The sequence below is a fragment of the Pseudomonas sp. LW8 genome, assembly GCF_041956865.1.
Lineage (GTDB): Bacteria > Pseudomonadota > Gammaproteobacteria > Pseudomonadales > Pseudomonadaceae > Aquipseudomonas > Aquipseudomonas siliginis.
In genome coordinates, this window is record NZ_CP168138.1 from 1509924 (window position 1) to 1530950 (window position 21027).

The following is a 21027-nucleotide window of genomic DNA, read 5'->3' on the forward strand; positions in this document are numbered from 1 at the left end:
TTCATGCGCATTTCCACCGCCCAGTATTACGGAACGCAAGCTTCGGATTATCAGCGTAACTTCAACAAGGCCGTTGCCACCGCGAGCGAGGCGAGCAGCCTGCAGCGCATCAACACCGCCGCCGATGATCCGATCGGTGCCGGGCGCTTGCTGCAATTGGGCCAGCAGGCGGCGATGCTCGATCAGTACAAGACCAACGTTAACACCACTAAAAGCGCCTTGACCGTGCAGGAGTCCACTCTGGATTCGATCACCACGGCGTTGGCGCGAGCCAAAGAGCTGGCCTTGGCCGCGAACAACGGCACCATCACCGACAAGGACCGCCAGGCATACGCCTCGGAACTGGGTGAGATCCAACAGCAAGTGCTGGGCCTGATGAACGCCAAGGATGCCAACGGCAACTACCTGTTCTCCGGTTCGAAAACCGATACCGCGCCGTATTCGAAGAATTCTGACGGCACGTTCAGCTACAACGGCGACCAGACCACCATCGATCTGGGCATCGGCGACGGCATGACCGTGGGTACCAACACCACCGGTTGGGACGCGTTCCAGCAGACCATCAACACCGGCCGCACCAACACCAAAATGACTGCGCCAGCTGTGGATGACGGCCGTGTCGTGCTGTCCAACGGCACCGTCGGCACTGCCGCCACCTACGACGCCAAGTTCACCGCCGGGCAGCCGTATACCATCGATTTCGTCAGCAGCACCCAGCTGAAAATCACCGATGCCTTGGGTAACGATGTGACTGCCGAGGCCAGCCAGAATGGCCTGATCAGCAACAGCACCGGCGCCAACCAGACTGTCAGCTTCCGTGGCGTCGACCTCAAGCTGAACGTCAACCTGAAGGCCGGCGATACCAATCCGGACGCCGTTATCGCAGGGCACAGTTTTCAGCTGTCGGCCTCGCCGGACTCGTTCACCACCACGCGTAATCCGGGTAACCCGTCGACCAGCGTGATCACCGGTTCGACCATCACCGATCAGGCAGCCTACACCGCAGCGTTCCCGCAGGGCGGCGCGGTGCTCAAGTTCACCAGCGCCACCGATTTCGATCTGTATGCCGCGCCGGTGACGGCCGACAGCAAGCCGGTTTCCTCGGGCACGGTTGCCGGCGGTAACGCCACCGCTGCCGGTGTGACTTTCGCCCTGGGCAGCGCGCCGGCCGCTGGTGATCAGTTCTCGATCCAGCCGAACAATCATCAGACCCAGAACGTGCTCGACACTCTGGGCCAGATGATCACCGCGCTGAATACGCCAGTCGACGGTGACCCGGTTGCCAAGCAGAAATTGCAGGGCGCGATGGAGGCAGGCCTCGGCAACATCGATGCCGCTTCCAACCAGATCGGCACCGCAGTCACCACCATTGGTGCGCGCGGCCAGGCGCTGGACATGCAGACCATCACCAACGACAGCCTGACCACGGCGAACAGCACCACCCAGGGTTCGATCCGTGATTCCGATCCGGCTGAAGTCATGACCCGTCTGACGCTGCAACAGACCATGCTGCAAGCCGCGCAACTGGCGTTCAGCAAGATCAGTCAGTTGGGTCTGTTCAACAAGATCTGATGGTTGGCGGGCGCGTGCGCGCCCGCTGACGTTGTCCCTCTGTTAATGATTTTTTGCGGTATCAAGGGCTCGTTTTTGCGAGCGGGCTCGTACCGCCTGTGAGCCCACCGTGAATTCACTCCCCCTCGTCAGCATTGCCATCCCTGCGTTCAATCCGCGCTTTTTCGAGCGGGCATTGAACAGCGCCGTCAGCCAGACATACGCGCCTCTTGAGATCATTGTCTGCGACGACAGTCGTGGTCATGAGATCGAAGGGATTGTCAGCGCTGTGGCCGAGCGCTCGGGTGTTGCCGTGCGCTATGTGCGCAACCCGCGCACACTGGGCCTGGTCGGCAATCTCAAGGCGTGCCTTGATCAGGCGCAGGGTGAATTCGTCAAGTTCATGTGTGACGACGACCATCTCTATGCCGCCTGCATCGAGCAGCAGGCGCACGAGATGTTGCGTGAGGAAGTCAGCCTGGTGCTGGCTCAGCGGCTGTTCTGGGACGCCGACGACATCATTCTGCCGGCGCGCCTGGAAAACACTTCGTTGTCACCGGCCAGCGGTCTGTTCAAGGGTGACGACCTGCTGGGCATCTTCGAAAAATTTCCGGTCAATGTGCTGGGCGGTTTCTCCAGCGCCTTGTTTCGTCGTTCGGACCTCGTCGACTTGTTGCCGGCGCTGACTCAGGACGGCCACTGCTTTGTCGCCACCCTGGATTTCGCCTTGTACGTATGCCTGCTGCGGCGCGGCAATCTGGCGATGTCGAACACCGTGCTCAGTGCCGAGCGGCTGTATCCGGAGCGCTTGAGTGCTCAGCAGCCGATGAAAGACGCGGTCGAGGTCGAGCGCGAGTGGATTCTGCAAATGCTCAAGGCGCGCAGCGGCGAGTCGGCGCCAGCGCCGGGTTGGGTGCGCTATGTCCCGCTGACCAAGGCTGACGTAATGCCGCGCGTCTGGGAAGAGCTGCCCCTGAGCCGTACGCTGGGTACCAAGCAGAGTCGCCAGGAGTGGTGCGTCGGCATCGATAGCTGGAGCTTCGCCGAACTCTACGCGCACTGGCTGCAGTGCCGCAGTCTCACTGAAGGGCAGCGCAAGTTACTGCCGGAAACTCTGGCCGCCTGGCCACAACAGCCGCGAATAGTGCCGATCGTCATTGATGCCCAGGGCAGTCGCGATGGAGTCGAGCGCACGCTTGAGGCGCTTGCTCGGCAGGACTATGCCCCTGAACTGATTCTGGTGCTGTCCGCTTCCTGTAACGAGGCGACGCTGGATGGCCGCGTATTCCACATGCCACTGGAAGGTGACGGGCTGGGTCAGATCAACGCGTTGTTGCCCCAACTGGAGGGCGCCGACTGGTTTTACCTGTTGCAGGCCGGTGACCGGCTGATGGTGCCGGCCTTGCTGGTCATGGCTGACCGGATTGCGCACTCGCCGTCGCTCGGTTGCGTGTACAGCGATGAAGGCGGTCTGCGCGATGGTGAGTCCGTGGAACCCGCCTTCAAACCCGATTTCAACCTTGATCTGATGCGCAGCTACCCGTATGTCGGGCGCGCCTTGGCGTTCAAGCGCGAACGCTTTCTGGCGCTGGGTGGTTTTGACACGACGTTCACCGAACTGGCTCCTCACGACATGCTGTGGCGCATGGTCGAAAGCGACGGCACCCAAGTGATCGGGCATGTCGCCGAAGTTCTGCTGGAGTCGCCATTCGATCTGTCGCGGTGGTTGGCCGAGCCAGGCGTCATCGAACAGAACCCTCGTGTGCTCGAAGCGCATCTGCAACGCATTGGCGTTGCCCATGAAATCCGCCGTGGCAGTTGCCAATTGCTCAATCGTGTCGACTATCGGCACGCGCGCCGTCCGCTTGTGTCGATCATCATCGTCACCCGGGATCAGACCGCTGCCTTGCAGCGGTGTGTCGAGACCGTGCTGGAAAAAACTGCCTACGCCGAATACGAACTGCTGCTGGTCGACAACGGCAGCGAAACCGCTGAGGCCAGAGCATGGCTGGACGGCATCGCGCAATTGGGTGGCGACCGGATCCGCGTGCTGACGTACCCGCAGCCGGACAACATGGCTGCCCTGCACAATTTTGCCGTGACCAAGGCTCGTGGCGAATATGTGCTGCTGCTCAATACCTTTGCGGTGATTACCCACGCCGACTGGCTGGACGAACTGCTCAATCATGCGCAGCGCCCGGAAGTCGGCGTGGTCGGCGCCAAGTTGTTCAACCCGGATGGTTATGTGCTGCATGCCGGCATGATTCTGGGGATGCAGGGCGCGGTCGGGCTGCCATTTTATGGACAGTCGCTGCAGTCGGACGGTTATATGTTCCGGCTCCAGGCCGCCCACGATCTGAGTGCGGTCGGCGGTGATTGCCTGATGGTACGCAAGACGGTTTTCGAGGCGGTGGCAGGGCTTGATGAAGAGGATTTGAAGCAGGCGCTGAACGTGGTGGATCTGTGCCTGCGCATCGGCCAGGAAGGCTACCTGGTAGTGTGGACGCCTTATGCCTTGCTGGCTCAGGGCGTGCGCCCGACTGTCGAGTCGACAGCTGAGCAAGGCCAGCAACATTTGCACGAGCAGGAGATCTTCTACAAGCGCTGGCTGCCGCGCATTGCCCGCGATCCGGCCTTCAATGTCAACCTGTCCTTGCAGGGCGTCGGCGCGACGAGTTTCAGCCTTGAGCCGGGCCTGCGTACGGGGTGGACTGCTTTTTCCAGGCCGCAATTGCCCAACGTACTCGCCGTGCCGATCAATGCCTCAGCGATTGGCCATTACCGCATGAGTCAGCCGCTGATAGAGCTGGAAGCGGCGAACCGGGCCGAAGGGTGTATTCGTTACGGCTTGCCGTCGATCATTGAAATCGAGCGTCAGTCGCCGGATGTCATCGTCCTGCAAGGGCGCTATTCCCAGGGCGCGATCGATGAAATCCCGCCGCTGAAAAAATTCTGCCATGCCCGGCGCATCTTCGAGCTGGATGACTATGTGATTGATGTTCCGCATCGCAATGCGCATATCCGCAACATGCCCAGCAAGCAGGAAATGGAACGGATGGTGCGCCAGGCGATCAGCCTGTGCGACCGCGTGGTGGTGTCGACTCAACCACTGGCCAACGCGTTGTCGGACATGCACCACGACATTCGCGTAGTCCCCAACATGCTTGCGCAAAACCTCTGGACCGGTTTGCGGGGTCAGCGCCGCACCTCGAAAAAACCTCGCGTGGGTTGGGGCGGAGGCACCAGCCACCATGGCGATCTGGCGGTGATTGCCGATGTCGTGCGTGAGCTGGCCAACGAAGTCGACTGGGTATTCTTTGGCATGTGCCCGGATGACCTGCGTCCGTACATGCACGAGTTCCACGGTGTGATTCCTCTGGACGTCTATCCGGCCAAGCTGGCCAGTCTGAACCTCGACCTGGCCCTGGCACCGCTGGAGTTTCACATTTTCAATGACTGCAAGAGCAATCTGCGTTTGCTGGAATACGGCGCCTGCGGTTACCCGGTCATCTGCACTGATACCGAAGCCTATCAGGGCTATCTGCCGTGCACGCGGGTGAAGACCAACAGCACTGATGAGTGGCTGCAGGCGATTCGCATGCATCTGGCCGACCCTGACGCCAGTTATCGCATGGGTGACGAGCTGCACGAGGTGGTCATGCGCGATTATGTGTTGCGTGGTGACAATCTGCGGTATTGGGAGAATGGCTGGCTGGCGGATTGATCGTTTATATAGGTGGCTTTTTGGGGTTGCCTTTTCTTTGGGGCCTTGGCGGCCTTTGGGCCGACCAGGCTGTTGGGGTTTTGGGTGTAGATCCGTTTCTGCGGGTGTTGCTGATTACGGTTCCGCCCTTACGGCGGGTCACCTTTTTCAAACGCCAAAAAGGTAACCCAAAAGGCTTGCTCCTGCGTTCGGCCCTCGCAGGCTCGGGTTCCTTCGCTGCGGGACTGATCCGGGCGCAGCGGCTCCGGTTTGCTTCGCTGCACCTCCTTCCGCTGTGTTCGACTTCGTCGAACGGTCGCTACGCTCCCACGCCCGGATCAATCCCTCCACTCAGCCTTCCGACGTCGCCAGTGGATCAAGATCAAAAGCGGTACTCGAGCTTGCGCTCATTGTTGAGTGGGGCGGCTTCGCCGCGGGCAGCTGCGCTGCTTTGATTTGATTTGCTTTGCTTTGCTTTGCTTTGCTTTGCTTTGCTTTGCTTTGCTTTGCTTTGCTTTGCTTTTGCACTTGCTTTTGCACTTGCTTTTGCACTTGCTTTTGTGGGAGCGAGCCTGCTCGCGAAGGCGGCCTGACCGCCGACCCATTTCTTGCTGGACGCACGCGATCCAACTGTTGGAATTGGCGAAGGCTCGGGCTGCGATCGGACGATCTTTTGCTTTGGCTTTTGATCTCTTGCCCCTCCACGCCCTCAGCCCGTCCGTCATTCTGTTGCCACTTCCATCGAAGCCTCTATCAGCTATCTCCCAAAACCCGGCTACGAGCTGGCGCGTTTCCTGCAAGTGCCCCGCAAATCGCCATAAAACGAGCGCTCGCGGTGTTTCCTCCTGCGCCCGTAGCGGCAGAAGGTTTGGCCAGAAGGCCTGCGACGCTCAAAAAAGCAGTGCGCAGCCCGGTGACGTACGAGAGGGGAGACGATGAAGGCAGTAATTTTGGCGGGTGGCCTCGGCACGCGCATCAGTGAAGAGTCGCACCTCAAGCCCAAGCCGATGATCGAGATTGGCGGCAAGCCAATTCTCTGGCACATCATGAAGCAGTATTCCGCCCACGGGATCCACGACTTCGTCATTTGCCTGGGCTACAAGGGCTACGCGATCAAGGACTTCTTCGCCAACTACTTCCTGCATACATCCGACGTCACTTTCGACATGCGCAACAACCGCATGGACGTCCATCAGAACTACAGCGAGCCGTGGAGTGTGACCCTCATCGATACCGGCGAGGAAACCATGACCGGTGGCCGTCTGTTGCGTGCCGCGCGTTATCTCAAGGATGAAGAGGCGTTCTGCTTCACCTATGGCGATGGCGTTTCCGACATCAATATTGCTGAGCTGGTCGACTATCACAAGGCTCACGGCCGCCTGGCGACCGTCACTGCGGTGCAGCCGCCAGGTCGTTACGGCGCGCTTGAACGGCAAGGTGACCAGGTGCTGGGTTTCACTGAAAAACCTCGTGGTGACGGTGGCTGGATCAATGGCGGTTTCTTCGTGCTGTCGCCAAAAGTGCTGCCCTACATCAGCGATGACAGCACCACCTGGGAAGCCGAGCCGTTGGCCCGTCTGGCTCAGGACGAACAACTGAAAGCCTTCGAGCACGAAGGTTTCTGGCATCCGATGGACACCCTGCGCGACAAGAACCATCTCGAAGCGCTGTGGCAGAGCGGGGAGGCCCCATGGAAGCAATGGGCCTGAGTGCGGAGTTCTGGCGTGGCAAGCGCGTCCTGGTCACCGGACACACTGGATTCAAAGGCAGTTGGCTGACCCTTTGGCTGCAAAGCCTCGGCGCGCAGGTCAGCGGTTTTTCGCTGGATCCGTCGACCGAGCCGAGCCTGTTCGAACTGGCGCGCGTGCACGAAGGCATCAATGATCAACGCGGCGATCTGCGTGACCTCGGCGCCTTGCTGGAAATCATCGCCGAGACCGAACCTGAAATCGTCCTGCATCTGGCGGCGCAGCCCTTGGTGCGCGAGGGCTATCGCGATCCGCTCGGCACCTATTCAAGCAATGTCATGGGCACGCTGAACCTGCTTGAAGCGATTCGTCAGGTCGGCGGCGTGCGCGCCTGCGTGCTGGTCACTACCGACAAGGTCTACGCCAACAAGGAATGGCTGTGGCCGTACCGCGAAGACGAAGCCCTCGGTGGCCACGATCCTTACAGCAGCAGCAAGGCCTGCTGCGAGTTGCTCGCGCAGTCGTATGCCGCGTCGTTCTTCCCGGCGGACAAACATGCCGAGCATGGTTTGGCCCTGGCGACCGCACGCGCCGGCAATGTGCTGGGCGGCGGTGACTTTGCCCCGGAGCGACTGATTCCCGACGTGCTCAAAGCCTGGAGTGCCGACGAGCCGGTGACCCTGCGTTACCCGCAAGCCGTGCGCCCATGGCAGCACGCCCTTGAACCGCTGGCGGGTTACCTGCAATTGGCCGCAGGCCTTTATGAGCGAGGTCCGGAGTATGCCGGCGCGTGGAACTTCGGCCCCGGTGAGGCGGACATGTGCAGCGTCGGCGAAGTCGTCGAATTGCTCGCCAGCCGCTGGCCGCAGGCACCTGGCTTGCGTATCGAAAAAAGCGAACTGCATGAAGCCGGCCTGCTGCGCCTGGACAGCAGCCGTGCGCGGCAGTTGCTGGGTTGGCAAGCGCGCTGGACCTTGCAGCAATGCCTGGCCCAGACCCTCGATTGGCACTTGGCGTGGCAGAACGGCGATGACATGCGCGCTGTAACTCTGGGCCAATTGAATCTGTACCGAGGCGCGCTGTGAGCGAGTTTTCCCTGAAAGCGTTGCCATTGGCCGGTCTGTTCAGCGTTCAGCACAAACGTTTCGAAGATCAGCGCGGGCACTTCGCCCGGTTGTTCTGCGAGGGCAGCCTGAGTGCGTTTGGCAGCGCTTTCCACATCCGCCAGATCAACCATTCCTGCACCCGCGAGAAGGGCAGTGTGCGTGGCCTGCATTATCAAAATGCCAACGCACCGGAAGCCAAACTGATCACGTGCCTGCGCGGTGAGGTCTGGGATGTGGCGGTGGATCTGCGCCCGGACTCGGAGACGTTTTTGCACTGGCACGCCGAGCACTTGAAGGCGGGCGATGGCCGCAGCCTGTTGATTCCGGCCGGTTTCGCTCATGGCTTTCAGACGCTCACCGACGACGCCGAATTGCTCTATCTGCACAGCGCCGATTACGCGCCGGAGCACGAGGGCGGCTTGTCGGTGAACGATCCTCGGCTGGCGATTGCCTGGCCGTTGCCTGTCAATAATTTGTCAGCGCGCGATTCCAGCCATCCCGCGCTCGATCAACACTTTGCTGGAGTGCGTCTATGAATTGCCGTGGGTGCGCCGCACCGCTGAATCTGCCGCTGATCGACCTCGGTACTTCGCCGCCGTCCAACGCCTACGTGCATGCCGATCGTCTGGAACAGGCCGAGCAATGGGTCCCGCTCAAAGTCGCGGTGTGCCAGCAATGCTGGCTGGTGCAGACCGAGGATTACACCAGTGCCGACAGCCTGTTCGATGCCGAGTACGCCTACTTCAGTTCGTTCTCCAGCACTTGGCTGAATCACGCCGAGCGTTATGTCGCCGAGATGAGTGAGCGCTTCGGGCTTAACGCCGACAGTCGTGTCGTCGAGGTCGCCGCCAACGACGGTTACCTGCTGCAATACGTCGCCGCGCGCGGGATCCCGTGCCTGGGCGTCGAGCCGACTCGCAGTACCGCACAGGCTGCACGCGAGAAAGGCCTGGAAATTCGCGAGCTGTTCTTCGGCCGCGACACCGCCACGCAATTGCGCAACGAAGGCTGGAGCGCCGACCTGATGGCGGCCAACAACGTGCTCGCCCATGTGCCGGACATCAACGATTTCCTCGCCGGCTTCGCGACGCTGCTCAAGCCGACCGGCGTCGCCACTTTCGAGTTTCCGCAACTGCTGACGCTGATGGCTGGCGCGCAGTTCGACACGCTGTATCACGAACATTATTCCTACCTGTCGCTGACCGCCGTGCAGACCCTGTGCGAGCGCAATGGCCTGGAAGTGTTCGACGTCAGCCAGTTGAGCACTCACGGCGGCTCGCTGCGCGTATTCGTGCAGCGCAAGGACGGCCAGCGCCGCGCTGTTCTCCCGGCAGTTCAGCAACAACTGCAGGCCGAACTCGCTGCCGGGATAAAAACCCCTGATTACTACGCGACCCTCGCGCCTGCTGCCGAACGCATCAAACATGACCTGCTGCGCTTCTTGTTGCAGGCCAAAGCCGACGGCAAACGTGTGGTCGGTTACGGCGCGGCGGCCAAGGGCAATACCTTGCTCAACTACGCCGGAGTCAAAGCGGATCTGCTGTCCTGGGTGGCCGATGCCAACCCGCACAAACAGGGCAAGTTCTTGCCGGGCAGTCGCATCCCGATTGTTGCGCCAGCGCAGATCGACATTGAGCAACCGGACTACGTGCTGGTGCTGCCCTGGAACCTGCTGCACGAAGTCAGTCAGCAACTGGCGCAGGTGCGTCAGTGGGACGGGCGCTTCGTCATCGCCGTGCCTGAGTTGAAAGTGCTGTGAAAGTTCTGGTCACTGGCGCCACAGGCTTTGTCGGTCGGCATCTGGTTGCTGCATTGCTTGAGCGCGGCTGCGAAGTCCGCGCGGTGGCGCGCAACGCAGAAACCGCGCAGGGCATGCCATGGATCAACCACGTCGAATTCGTCGCGGCAGACATTCACGCTGCCGACCTGAATGTCGTCGCGCTGACCGAAGGCATCGACGCGCTGGCGCATCTGGCCTGGCCGGGGTTGCCGAACTATCGGGCGCTGTTTCATTTCGAGCACAACCTGATGGCCGATTACCGCTTTATCAAAAACGCGATAGAGGCGGGCGTGTCGCAGGTGCTGGTGACCGGCACCTGCTTCGAATACGGCATGCAGAGCGGTCCGCTCAGCGAGTCAACCGAGCCACGGCCGAGCAATCCCTACGGTCTGGCCAAACATACGCTGCACCTGTTTCTGCAGAATTTGCAGCAGGAGCAACCGTTCACCCTGCAATGGGCGCGCTTGTTCTATCTGCACGGCGAAGGGCAGAACCCCAACAGCCTGTTGGCCGCGCTGGACCGGGCAATCGATAGCGGCGAGGCGTCGTTCAACATGTCGGCCGGTGAGCAGTTGCGAGATTTCCTCGCGATTGAAACCGCCGCGAGTCATCTCGCCGCGATCCTCCATCAGCGCGAGTTCGACGGCGTGATCAACTGCGCCAGCGGCCATCCGGTGTCGGTGCGTGCGCTGGTCGAACAGCGCTTGCGTGAGCGTGGCGCAACCCTGGCTCTGAACCTCGGCCATTACCCGTATCCGACCCACGAACCGCTGGCGTTCTGGGCCGTCACCGAGCGCTTGCAACAGTTATTGGGAGAGTCGCCATGAGGCACGAGTTGTACCGGGCCACCGGCCTGCCGGTATTGCAGAACCGCACTTTCGCCGATGCCGAATCGGCGCGGGCCTCGGCCAGCGCCGACATGCTGCTGGTTCAGGACGAGCGCAGCGGTCTGGTTTTCAACGCCGCGTTCGATGCCGACAAGCTCAGTTATGACGCCGACTATCAGAACGAGCAGGCGCACTCCGGCCAGTTCCAGCAACACCTGCGCGATGTCGAAGGCATCATCGGCAAGCACTTCAAGGGCCAGGAGCTGATCGAGGTCGGCTGCGGCAAGGGCTACTTTCTCGAGCTGCTCAAAAGCCTTGGCTATTCGATTACCGGCATCGACCCGGCTTATGAAGGCGAAAACCCCGAGGTGATCAAGGCCCCGTTTACGCGCGGCCTCGGCCTGGCGGCAGATGCCATTGTGCTGCGTCATGTGCTGGAGCACATCGAAGACCCGGTGAGCTTTCTGGCCGTGATCGCCGAGGCCAATCAGGGCGGGCAGATCTATATCGAAGTGCCGTGCCTGGACTGGATCCTCGAGCACAAGGCCTGGTTCGACCTGTTCTACGAACACGTCAATTATTTCCGCCTCGATGACCTGCGCCGGATGTTCGGCACGGTGCACGAGGCCGGGCATCTGTTCGGCGGCCAATATCTGTACATCGTCGCTGATCTGTCGACGTTGCGCCTGATACCCGAACAACCGGTGCCGCGCCTGACTCTGCCTGAAGATTTCAGCGCCAGCCTCGACCGCGCTGTGCAGATCATCCGCTCGGCGCCTGCGCAGGGTTCGGCGATCTGGGGTGCCTCGTCCAAAGGCGTGATCTATTCGCTGTACCTGCAACGCGCCGGCGTTGCGGTCGATCGCGTAGTCGATATCAACCCGGCCAAGCAGGGGCGTTATCTGCCGCTGAGCGGTGCGCGCGTGTCCTCGCCGCAAGAGGCCATGGATGCGCTGCCGGAAGGCGCGCACCTGTTTGTGATGAATTCCAATTACCTCGAAGAGATCAAGCGGATGACCGGTGGACGCTACGTCTATCACGCCGTCGACAGCGCTTCGTTTCAGTGACCCTTGAGATGACCAACATGACCGACAACAGCATCAACCAAGCCTTCGAAGCCGAGTGCCGCGAGCAGATCGCCCAGCAAGGTGACGACCCGAAACTGACCGGCCTGGCCCGGGATTTCTTCAACGAATCGGCCAAGCACAAATACAGCTACCACTTCTCGTGGATGGGCCGCCCGATCATCCAGCTGCCGCAAGACATGATGGCCATGCAGGAGATCATCTGGCAGGTCAAGCCGGACCTGGTTATCGAGTGCGGCATTGCCCACGGCGGTTCGATCATCTACTACGCCTCGCTGCTCGAGCTGCAAGGCCACGGCGAAGTGCTCGGCATCGACCTCGACATTCGTCCGCACAACCGTGAAGCCATCGAAAGCCACCCGATGGCCAAGCGCATCAAGATGATCGAAGGCTCAAGCATCGACCCGGCCATTGCCGCTCAGGTGCAGGCCGCCGCCAAAGGCAAGAAAGTCATTCTGGTCCTCGACTCCAATCACACCCACGATCACGTGCTCGAAGAGCTGCGCCTCTACGCGCCGCTGGTGTCGGTCGACAGCTATTGCGTGGTCATGGACACCGTGGTTGAAGACATGCCGGCCGATTTCTTCCCGGATCGTCCATGGGGCCCGGGCGACAACCCGAAAACCGCCGTGTGGAAGTACCTGGAAGAGAACCAGGACTTCGAAATCGACCAGCAATTGCAGAACAAACTGCTGATCACCGTGGCGCCGGACGGCTACCTGCGTCGCGTTCGTTAATTCGCAACATTTACCCAGAGTTGTTTCGGCGAGTCGCCGGTTGTGGAGAGAAGTTATGCAAGGCAAGTACAGTTCTGAACTGACGCTACCGCTAGATGAGCTGTTGACGGTGGTGCTCATTACCCACAACCGACCGGCGTTCCTGCGTCGGGCTGTGAAGTATTACAGCGACTTGCCCTGCAAGATCATGGTGCTCGACTCCTCGCCGGAACGTCCGGAAGGCGATTTTTCCGCCGTCGATTACCATCATGTGCCGCAATTCGCGTACTGGGGGATGCAGGCCAAACTGGCCTATGGTGTCGAGCAACTGACCACGCCGTACATGGTGCTGGCGGCCGATGACGACTTCATCCTGCATGATTCATTGGCCGAATCCGTGGGTTTCCTGCAGGTCAATCCGGATTACGGCATGTGCCACGGCTACTGCCTGATGTACCTGACGCTGGCCGGTGGCGTCAGCTACTACCGCCGCGACAAAAAGGTCCAGGAAGACTACTGCTCTGAACAGGCTCAGGAGCGGGTCATCGATTACATGAGCCAGTACATCCCGCCGTTCTATGCGGTGACCCGTACTGATCTGATGAAGACCTGGCACTCGGCATTGCCACCCGGCACCAGCTTCCAGTGGCAGGAAATCGGCCATGTCTATTTCCTGCTGGCCAGTGCCAAAGCACGGATTCTGCCGATCCCTTATGTGGTTCGGGAGATCAACTACGGTGCCTCCGAGCACAGCACCGAGGTGTATCACTCGCTGACTTACGTCGATGCCAAATCGGTCGCCGAGCGTGAAGCCTTTGCCGAGTTCCTTGCCGCGCTGCCAACCCAGATCAAAGGGCTGAACGCCGAGCAGGGCAAAGCGCTTGCCCTGCAAAGCTTCGAGGCAATGGTCGACAGCCTGCAATCGAATCGAGCGCTGACCGCGGAACTGATCATCCAGTCCACCTGGAATCAGGAGCTCAAGTACCCGGATCGTCGTTTCGGGCCTTTGCAGTACGTGGAAATGCCGTTCTACAACGAGGCATTTTTCGACCGCCTGGCGCAGTTCGAATTCATGCTGCACGCCATGCCGGCGGGGCGCATCCAGCTTGAAGGCCTGGAGGGCGTCTGGACCCGTCAGGCGCACTTGCTGCAAGCACGCAACAACGACACGCCGGAAAGCGTTCTCGACCGTTTGTGGCAGGCTCACGATCTCAATGCGTTCAATCGCACCGTGGTCAAGCGGCTGGCGGCTCAACTGACATCGATGGGCCAAGCCGAAGAGGCGCAAGCGATGCAGGCCTGGATCGAGCGTCTCGAAGCGTTGACCGTCGATGACCATCATGCGGTCATGGACAAGATGCAGTCCGGTCGCCTGCTCAACTGGCTGGCCGCACGTGCGCCCGGCGCTCACCTCGAGGCAATCGGCCAACATCTGGCGGTGAATGGCGGCGGGCCGCAGTTCGGCATTTTTCTGCTGGATCTGGACGACGACATCGACAAGCTTCAGGTGTCTCTCGACAGCTTGCTGGAAGGGCAGTGCAAGGCCTTCCGCATTGTCGTGTTCACCACCGGCGAAGCGCCCGCCGCGACCACGGCGCAGAACACCCTGCATTTTGTCCGAGTGACCGCGGGCAATCTGATCGACAAGCTCAATCAAAGCGCTCGTCAATCGCCGTGTGACTGGCTGCTGTTGGCTGAAGCCGGTGATGAGTTCACTGCCAGCGGATTGTTGCGCGCCAGCCTGGAGTTGATGAACGCCGGCGATTGCCGCGCGGTATCCACCGACGAAATCCAGCGTCAGGAAAACGGTGCCCTGACCGACGTATTCCGGCCGGGCTTCAACCTTGATCTGCTGCTGAGCCTGCCAACGCTGATGGCGCGGCACTGGCTGGTACGGCGCGATGCGCTGGTCGAAATCGGCGGCTATCGCGCTGATTTCAGTCAGGCACTGGAGCTCGATGTGCTGCTGCGTCTTATCGAAGAACACGGCCTCAACAGCCTGGCTCACCTCGACGAGCCGCTATTGATCAGCCAGGCACCAGAGCTGGTCGAGAATGCTGACGAGCGCCTGGCGCTGCTGCGCCATTTGGGCAATCGCGGTTACAAGGGCAAAGTGACGTCAGCGGTCCCGGGGGTTTACCAGATCGACTACCACCACAGTGATCGTCCGCTGGTGTCGATCATTATTCCGGCGGGCAGCGATCTGGCGGTGCTGCAACGTTGCCTTGAAGGTGTGTTGCTGCGTACCCGTTACCATCACTATGAAGTGCTGATCGCCGCCACTGCGGATCAGACGGCTGAGATCAATGACTGGCTCGGGACTTACAAGCACTCCAGAGTGCAGGTGCTGCGTACTGATCGGACGTTGAGCGCAGCAGGATTATTCAACGCGGGCAGTCGTCAGGCGCGTGGCGAGTACCTGGTGCTGCTCGCCGCCGATGCGGAAGTGGTCAATCCGAACTGGCTCGACTCTTTGCTCAACCATGCTCTGCGTCCGGAGGTCGGCGTGGTCGGGCCAAAACTGATCGACCGTGATCGCAAGATCAGCCAGGCGGGATTGATCCTGGGCATGAATGGCGGGGTCGATTCGCCCTTCGTCGGTGAAGATCACGATGCCGACGGTTACCTGCACCGCTTGGCGGTGGAACAGAACTACTCGGCGGTATCGAGCGTGTGCCTGATGGTCCGCAAAGAGTTGTACGAGGCGCTCGGCGGTCTGGACGAAAGCACATTTGCCGAAGGCTTCAGCGATGTCGATCTGTGCCTGAGCGCCGGGCAAGCCGGTTATCTGACGGTATGGACTCCGGCGGTGCAAGTCATCCATCAGGGCGGTATGCCTGACGCCCCGCAAGCGCTGCTGGCCCTGCGCGAAAAATGGCCGGCGGCATTCGTTCAGGATCAGGCCTACAACGCGAACCTGAGCCTGAAGGGCAAAGGCTTCGTGCTCGATGACAATGCTTCACTGGACTGGGCACAGTTGCTCGCTTAAGCCTGGCGACAGGGACGGAATTGAAAAAATGTTCAACGGTAAATCGATCTTCATCTCCGGCGGCACCGGCTCGTTCGGGCGCAACTTCATCCGTCGCTTGCTGGAGCAATACCAGCCCAAGCGTGTGGTGGTGTTCTCCCGCGACGAGCTGAAACAGTACGAGATGCAGCAGACCTTCAATGCGCCGTGCATGCGTTATTTCATCGGTGACGTGCGTGACGCCGACCGCTTGCGTCAGGCCATGCGCGGCATCGATTACGTGGTGCATGCCGCCGCGCTAAAGCAGGTGCCGGCGGCGGAATACAACCCGACCGAATGCATCCGCACCAACGTCAACGGCGCGGAAAACATCATCGCCGCTGCGATCGATAACGGCGTAAAGAAAGTCGTCGCGCTGTCCACCGACAAGGCGGCCAGCCCGATCAATCTGTACGGCGCGACCAAGTTGCTCTCGGACAAATTGTTCGTCGCCGCCAACAACATTGCCGGCGAGCAGCAGACCCGTTTCGCCGTGGTGCGCTACGGCAACGTCGCCGGTTCGCGCGGCTCGGTAGTGCCGTTCTTCAGCAAGCTGATCGCTGACGGCGCGCAAGAATTGCCGATCACCGACGAGCGCATGACGCGGTTCTGGATCACCCTCGACCACGGCGTACAGTTCGTGCTCGACAGCTTTGCGCGGATGCACGGCGGCGAAGTGTTCGTGCCGAAGATTCCGTCGATCCGCATCGTCGATCTGGCGCGCGGCATGGCTGAACATCTGCCGCACAAGAACGTCGGCATCCGTCCCGGCGAGAAGCTGCATGAGTTGATGGTGCCGCTGGACGATGCGCGCATGACTCTGGAGTTTGAAGACCATTACACGATTCAGCCGTCGATTCGTTTTACCAGCGTCGACGTCGATTTTGCCGTCGATAAACTTGGCGAACGTGGGCGTGCGGTGGGCGAGGATTTCGAGTATCGCTCGGACACCAACCCGCATTTCCTTTCAGTGGGGCAGATCGCCGATCTGCACGCGAAGCTGTCGGTATGATTCCTTACGGTCGGCAGAGCCTTGATCAGGCGGACATCGATGCGGTGGTCGAGGTGCTGCAATCGGACTGGCTGACCCAGGGGCCGACCATCGAGCGCTTCGAGCAGGCCATGGCCGCGCGCTGTCAGGCGGATTTCGCCGTGGCGGTGTGCAATGCAACGGCGGCGCTGCACATTGCTTGTCTGGCCGCTGACCTGGGGCCGGGCGATCGCTTGTGGACCTCGCCAAACACCTTTCTTGCCTCGGCCAATTGCGGGCGTTATTGCGGCGCTGATGTTGATTTCGTCGACATCGATCCGCTGACCTGGAACCTCGATGCCTTTGCCCTTGAAGCAAAGCTCGAACAGGCCGAACGCGATGGCACGCTGCCGAAAGTCCTCGTCGCCGTCGCGTTCTCCGGGCAGAGCTGCGATATGCGCAAGATTGCCGACCTGGCGGTGCGCTACAACTTCACCGTGATCGAAGACGCCTCGCACGCGGTGGGCGCCAGCTACGCCGGGCGTCCAGTCGGTTGTGGCGACTTCGCGGCGATGACGGTGTTCAGTTTTCACCCGGTGAAAATCATTACCAGCGCCGAAGGCGGCATGGTCCTGACCAATCGCCCGGTGCTGGCCGAACGTCTTCGACGCCTGCGCAGCCACGGCATGACCCGCGATCCCGAGCACATGACCGAGCCGAGCCACGGGGCGTGGTATTACCAGCAGATCGAGCTGGGTTTCAATTACCGGATCACCGATCTGCAGGCGGCGCTGGGTCTGTCGCAAATGCGCAAGCTGGATGAGTTTGTCGCACGTCGCCGGGAACTGGCCGCACGTTACGATCAGTTGCTTGCCTACCTGCCGCTGACCTTGCCGAGCGCGCAGCCCGAGGCCGAATCAGCGTGGCATTTGTACGTGGTGCGCTTGCAGACCGAGCGCTGCAACCTCAGTCATCGCCAGGTGTTCGAAGGTTTGCGCGCCGCCAGCATCGGCGTGAATCTGCACTATATTCCTGTGCATCTGCAGCCGTACTATCGCGAGCTGGGTTTTGCCGAGGGCGACTTTCCCGAGGCTGAGCGCTATTACGCCGAGGCGATCAGCTTGCCGCTGTTCCCTTTGCTCAGCGAGGCACAACAGGATCAGGTGGTCGAGCAACTGCGTCGGCTGCTGCTTGAGGAGTAAGGCACCGTGAGCTGCGTCGCGATCATCCCCGCCCGTGGTGGCAGCAAGCGCATCCCGCGCAAGAATCTCAAACCGTTCGACGGCGTACCGATGATCGTCCGCTCGATTCGCACGGCGCTGGAGTCAGGGCTGTTCGAGATGGTTGCAGTCAGCACTGACGATGAGGAAATTGCCGACGTAGCGCGGGCAAATGGCGCCGAGGTGCCGTTCATGCGACCGGCTGATCTTGCCGATGATTTCACCGGCACCGCTGCGGTGATCGTGCATGCCTTGCAGCAATTGCCGACGTTCGATTACGCCTGCTGCGTGTACGCGACCGCGCCGTTGTTGCAGGCGCGTTATCTGCGTCAGGGTCTGGATTTGCTCAAGCAGCATCCGCACAAGTCGTTTGCCTTTTCGGTGTGCGGCTTCGGTTTCCCGGTGCAGCGCGCACTGACCCTCGACGAGGAGGGCGCCTTGATGTCGCTTTATCCGGAATATCGCACCACCCGTTCGCAGGATCTGCCCGAAGCGTTTCAGGATGCCGGGCAGTTTTACTGGGGCCGCAGCGAAGCGTGGTTGCGCGGCGAGACGCTGTTCTCGCCAGCGAGTCTGCCGGTGATCCTGCCGCGTCATCTGGTCCAGGACATCGACACCCCCGAGGACTGGAAACGCGCCGAATACCTTTACGCGGCGCTCAAGGCCGGCGGAGAACTGCAATGAGGGTGCTGATCCGCGCCGACGCCTCGCCAACCATCGGCAGCGGCCACATTGCCCGCTGCGTGACTCTGGCGCGGGTGCTGCGCGGGCAGGGCAGTCATGTCGCATTCGCCTGTCGGCGTTTGCCCGGGCATCGACTCGAAGCCTTGAGTGCCGAGGGCTTCGAGACCTTTGCGCTGCCCGAGCGCTATCGTGACGAAGACCCGCTGCAGGCTATCGAATCGATGTTGCCGTGGCAGTTCGATATTGATGCACTGGGCCTGCTGCTGGACGGGCAGGCACCGTTCGACTGGATCATCACCGACCATTACGGCCTCGATCATCACTGGCAAACCGCCGCCCGGCGCTGGGCGCATCGAATCGCCGCCGTGGATGATCTGGCCACGCGGCGTTACAGCGTCGATCTGCTGCTCAATCAGAACCTCTCGGGCTTGAGTGAAAACTACGCGGCGCTGCTGCCGCCAGGCTGTCGCACCTTGCTCGGCCCGCGCTACGCCATGCTGCGCGAAGAATTCAACTGCGATGCCATCGAGATCAAACCGAAGGCCCGGCGTGTGCTGGTGAATTTCGGCGGTTTCGACGCGGCGAGGCAGACTCATCATGCGATGCTGGCGCTGGCTGATTTCACTGAGTTGCAGGTGGACTTCGTCGCTGGCGCCGACAACCCGGCGTGGACGCAGATGCAAGCGTTGGCCGAGACGCGACCGAACTGGCGCCTGCACAGTTTCGTCAGCGATTTCCATCAGCGCATGACTGAGGCCGATCTGTTTATCGGCGCCGGCGGTGGCACCAGTTGGGAGCGCGCGGCGTTGGGTTTGCCGACGATCTGCATCGCCGTGGCGAACAATCAGCAGGCCAACGGCGAAGTCATGGCCGCTGCCGGTGCGCATGTGTTCATGGGCGGCCGCGAGCAGGTCAGCGTCGAGCAGTTGCGTGATGCGGTCGGCTTCGTCGTGAACAATCATTTTCTACGCCGCAGCCTCGCCGAGCGCTCGCGGCAACTGGTCGACGGGCGCGGTGCCGCACGCGTCGCGGCGGCGCTGGCCGGCGCGGTGCTGAAACTGCGCCCGGCAACCCAGGACGATGCGCAGTTGCTGTTCGATGGACGCAATGCCGAAGCAGTGCGGCGCTGGTCGCTGGAAACCGGCGTTATCGATTGGGTGCAGCATCTGCACTGGCTGACGGCGAGTCTGCGCAATCCGCAGCGGCTGCTGCTGATTGCCGAGGCGGACGACGGCCCGGTCGGGGTGCTGCGTTACGACTTGCGCGGGTTTGAAGCCGAAGTCTCGATTTATCTGCTGGAGGGGCGCTTCGGCCTCGGTTGGGGCCGGGCAGTGCTCAGCCGTGGCGAAGCGTTTGTCGCTGCGCACTGGCCGCAATTGACACGCATCACTGCGCGAGTCATGCCCGCCAATCAGTCTTCATTGAAAGTTTTTCGCGACGCCGGATTCATCCAGGAAACCTGTGCGTTCAGCCGTGTTTTGAAGGATCACCCGCATGTCTAGTTTCAAGATTGGCCACCACACCATTGGTGCCGATGCGCCGCCGTTCATCATTGCCGAGATGAGCGGCAACCATAACCAGTCTCTCGACGTCGCTTTGCAAATCGTCGAGGCGGCGGCCAAGGCGGGAGCGCATGCCTTGAAGCTGCAAACCTACACCGCCGAAACCATGACCCTGGATTTGGCTGAAGGTGAATTCTTCATCAAGGATCCGGGCAGTCTGTGGGCCGGCACGTCGCTCTACGATCTCTACGAAAAAGCCCACACACCGTGGGAGTGGCACGCGCCGATTTTTGCTCGGGCCAAGGAGTTTGGGATGCTCGCGTTCTCGACGCCGTTCGATGACAGCGCGGTGGATTTTCTCGAAAGCCTTGAAGTGCCGGCGTACAAGATTGCCAGTTTTGAAAACACCGATCTGCCGTTGATCCGTCGAGTGGCAGCGACCGGCAAACCACTGATCATCTCCACCGGCATGGCCAGCATCGCCGAACTGGATGAAACCGTGCGTGCCGCCCGCGAGGCCGGCTGCAAGGATCTGGTGTTGCTCAAGTGCACCAGCACTTATCCGGCCACGCCACTCAACAGCAATGTGCGCACGATCCCGCATCTGCGCGAGCTGTTTGGTTGCGAGGTGGGGCTGTCAGATCATTCGATGGGCGTTGGCGTGTCGGTGGCGGCGGTGGCGCTGGGCGCGACGGTGGTGGAGAAACACTTCACCCTTGATCGTTCGGCCGGTGGTGTCGACGCGAGTTTTTCCCTTGAGCCTGCGGAGCTGGCCAGTCTGGTCGTCGAAACAGAGCGTGCCTGGCAGGCCATGGGCCAGGTGCATTACGGCGTCACCGAGGCCGAGCGCAAGTCGCTGGTCTATCGCCGTTCGCTGTATGTCACCGCTGACATGGCTGCCGGTGAAGCCTTTACCGGGGACAATCTGCGCGCCATTCGTCCCGGCCTCGGCCTGCCGCCCAAGCACACCGATGCCGTCCTCGGACGCCGCGCGCGCACCGCAATCAAGCGTGGCACGCCGTTGGATTGGTCGCTGATCGAATAAGCCAATCTGCCATCGATTCGGCAAAATAGCGTGACCTGCGAGTCATAACGCGCATCTTCACTGTATTGTATTGACCGGGGAGATGGCGCCTGGCCCGTTTTGCGGTTCCAGTGATAGCCCTTTGCGCTTCCCGTGGCTGCCCG

16 protein-coding genes are annotated in these 21027 nt (G+C 61.0%); 15 read left to right on the top strand and 1 reads right to left on the bottom strand.

Going from position 1 to position 21027, the window contains the following annotated elements:
• Window positions 1-3 precede the first annotated feature (3 nt).
• Together AB9L16_RS06835 and AB9L16_RS06840 are read left to right on the top strand one after the other, a co-directional pair.
• On the top strand, window positions 4-1572 hold the full coding sequence (locus tag AB9L16_RS06835; RefSeq protein ID WP_150636629.1) for a flagellar hook-associated protein 3: 1569 nt from the start codon (window positions 4-6) through the stop codon (window positions 1570-1572).
• 109 nt (window positions 1573-1681) lie between these two features.
• Entirely contained in the window at window positions 1682-5275 is a 3594-nt protein-coding gene (locus tag AB9L16_RS06840) for a glycosyltransferase (protein ID WP_375123273.1), read from the top strand.
• A 330-nt stretch (window positions 5276-5605) separates the two neighbouring features.
• Here the strand turns inward: AB9L16_RS06840 and AB9L16_RS06845 are convergent, their stop codons facing one another.
• The gene (locus AB9L16_RS06845; protein WP_375123274.1) at window positions 5606-5794 is read right to left on the bottom strand and encodes a hypothetical protein; all 189 of its coding nucleotides are present in this window, start codon (window positions 5792-5794) and stop codon (window positions 5606-5608) included.
• A 395-nt stretch (window positions 5795-6189) separates the two neighbouring features.
• Between AB9L16_RS06845 and rfbF the strand changes: the two genes are divergently transcribed.
• From rfbF to pseI, 13 genes are read left to right on the top strand one after another with little or no spacing between them, the layout of a single operon-like run.
• Window positions 6190-6963: a glucose-1-phosphate cytidylyltransferase gene (gene rfbF, locus AB9L16_RS06850; RefSeq protein WP_041478997.1), complete on the top strand. Its 774-nt coding sequence runs from the start codon at window positions 6190-6192 to the stop codon at window positions 6961-6963.
• Complete coding sequence (gene rfbG, locus AB9L16_RS06855; RefSeq protein WP_150742453.1) at window positions 6945-8027, top strand: CDP-glucose 4,6-dehydratase; 1083 nt, start codon at window positions 6945-6947, stop codon at window positions 8025-8027. The genes rfbF and rfbG overlap by 19 nt, the downstream gene beginning before the upstream one ends.
• Window positions 8024-8584, top strand: coding sequence for a dTDP-4-dehydrorhamnose 3,5-epimerase (locus AB9L16_RS06860; RefSeq protein WP_315435237.1), 561 nt, complete (start codon window positions 8024-8026; stop codon window positions 8582-8584). The genes rfbG and AB9L16_RS06860 overlap by 4 nt, the downstream gene beginning before the upstream one ends.
• The gene (locus tag AB9L16_RS06865) at window positions 8581-9807 is read left to right on the top strand and encodes a class I SAM-dependent methyltransferase (protein ID WP_315435238.1); all 1227 of its coding nucleotides are present in this window, start codon (window positions 8581-8583) and stop codon (window positions 9805-9807) included. Before AB9L16_RS06860 ends, AB9L16_RS06865 begins: the two co-directional genes overlap by 4 nt.
• Complete coding sequence (locus AB9L16_RS06870; protein ID WP_375123275.1) at window positions 9804-10655, top strand: NAD-dependent epimerase/dehydratase family protein; 852 nt, start codon at window positions 9804-9806, stop codon at window positions 10653-10655. The genes AB9L16_RS06865 and AB9L16_RS06870 overlap by 4 nt, the downstream gene beginning before the upstream one ends.
• Window positions 10652-11722, top strand: a complete 1071-nt coding sequence (locus tag AB9L16_RS06875) for a class I SAM-dependent methyltransferase (protein WP_252887498.1) — start codon at window positions 10652-10654, stop codon at window positions 11720-11722. The genes AB9L16_RS06870 and AB9L16_RS06875 overlap by 4 nt, the downstream gene beginning before the upstream one ends.
• A 17-nt stretch (window positions 11723-11739) precedes the next feature.
• Window positions 11740-12477 (top strand): cephalosporin hydroxylase family protein, encoded by a 738-nt coding sequence (locus tag AB9L16_RS06880; RefSeq protein ID WP_038860482.1) that lies wholly within the window; start codon window positions 11740-11742, stop codon window positions 12475-12477.
• Window positions 12478-12532: 55 nt separating this feature from the next.
• On the top strand, window positions 12533-15445 hold the full coding sequence (locus AB9L16_RS06885) for a TIGR00180 family glycosyltransferase (protein ID WP_375123276.1): 2913 nt from the start codon (window positions 12533-12535) through the stop codon (window positions 15443-15445).
• 28 nt (window positions 15446-15473) lie between these two features.
• Entirely contained in the window at window positions 15474-16475 is a 1002-nt protein-coding gene (gene pseB, locus AB9L16_RS06890; protein ID WP_041479004.1) for a UDP-N-acetylglucosamine 4,6-dehydratase (inverting), read from the top strand.
• Window positions 16472-17635, top strand: coding sequence for a UDP-4-amino-4,6-dideoxy-N-acetyl-beta-L-altrosamine transaminase (pseC, locus tag AB9L16_RS06895; protein ID WP_375123277.1), 1164 nt, complete (start codon window positions 16472-16474; stop codon window positions 17633-17635). The genes pseB and pseC overlap by 4 nt, the downstream gene beginning before the upstream one ends.
• A gap of 6 nt (window positions 17636-17641) precedes the next feature.
• A complete protein-coding gene (pseF, locus tag AB9L16_RS06900) occupies window positions 17642-18337 on the top strand; it encodes a pseudaminic acid cytidylyltransferase (protein WP_375123278.1) in 696 nt (231 codons plus the stop codon).
• A complete protein-coding gene (gene pseG, locus AB9L16_RS06905; RefSeq protein WP_375123279.1) occupies window positions 18334-19839 on the top strand; it encodes a UDP-2,4-diacetamido-2,4,6-trideoxy-beta-L-altropyranose hydrolase in 1506 nt (501 codons plus the stop codon). Before pseF ends, pseG begins: the two co-directional genes overlap by 4 nt.
• On the top strand, window positions 19832-20884 hold the full coding sequence (pseI, locus tag AB9L16_RS06910; RefSeq protein ID WP_375123280.1) for a pseudaminic acid synthase: 1053 nt from the start codon (window positions 19832-19834) through the stop codon (window positions 20882-20884). Before pseG ends, pseI begins: the two co-directional genes overlap by 8 nt.
• Window positions 20885-21027: the final 143 nt, after the last annotated feature.

Coding starts and splice junctions, on each gene's coding strand:
- AB9L16_RS06885 (WP_375123276.1), top strand. CDS start 12,533: ATGCAAGGCAAGTACAGTTCTGAACTGACGCTACCGCTAGATGAGCTG.
- AB9L16_RS06875 (WP_252887498.1), top strand. CDS start 10,652: ATGAGGCACGAGTTGTACCGGGCCACCGGCCTGCCGGTATTGCAGAAC.
- pseI (WP_375123280.1), top strand. CDS start 19,832: ATGTCTAGTTTCAAGATTGGCCACCACACCATTGGTGCCGATGCGCCG.
- pseG (WP_375123279.1), top strand. CDS start 18,334: ATGAGGGTGCTGATCCGCGCCGACGCCTCGCCAACCATCGGCAGCGGC.
- AB9L16_RS06865 (WP_315435238.1), top strand. CDS start 8,581: ATGAATTGCCGTGGGTGCGCCGCACCGCTGAATCTGCCGCTGATCGAC.
- rfbF (WP_041478997.1), top strand. CDS start 6,190: ATGAAGGCAGTAATTTTGGCGGGTGGCCTCGGCACGCGCATCAGTGAA.
- AB9L16_RS06835 (WP_150636629.1), top strand. CDS start 4: ATGCGCATTTCCACCGCCCAGTATTACGGAACGCAAGCTTCGGATTAT.
- AB9L16_RS06880 (WP_038860482.1), top strand. CDS start 11,740: ATGACCGACAACAGCATCAACCAAGCCTTCGAAGCCGAGTGCCGCGAG.
- rfbG (WP_150742453.1), top strand. CDS start 6,945: ATGGAAGCAATGGGCCTGAGTGCGGAGTTCTGGCGTGGCAAGCGCGTC.
- pseC (WP_375123277.1), top strand. CDS start 16,472: ATGATTCCTTACGGTCGGCAGAGCCTTGATCAGGCGGACATCGATGCG.
- pseB (WP_041479004.1), top strand. CDS start 15,474: ATGTTCAACGGTAAATCGATCTTCATCTCCGGCGGCACCGGCTCGTTC.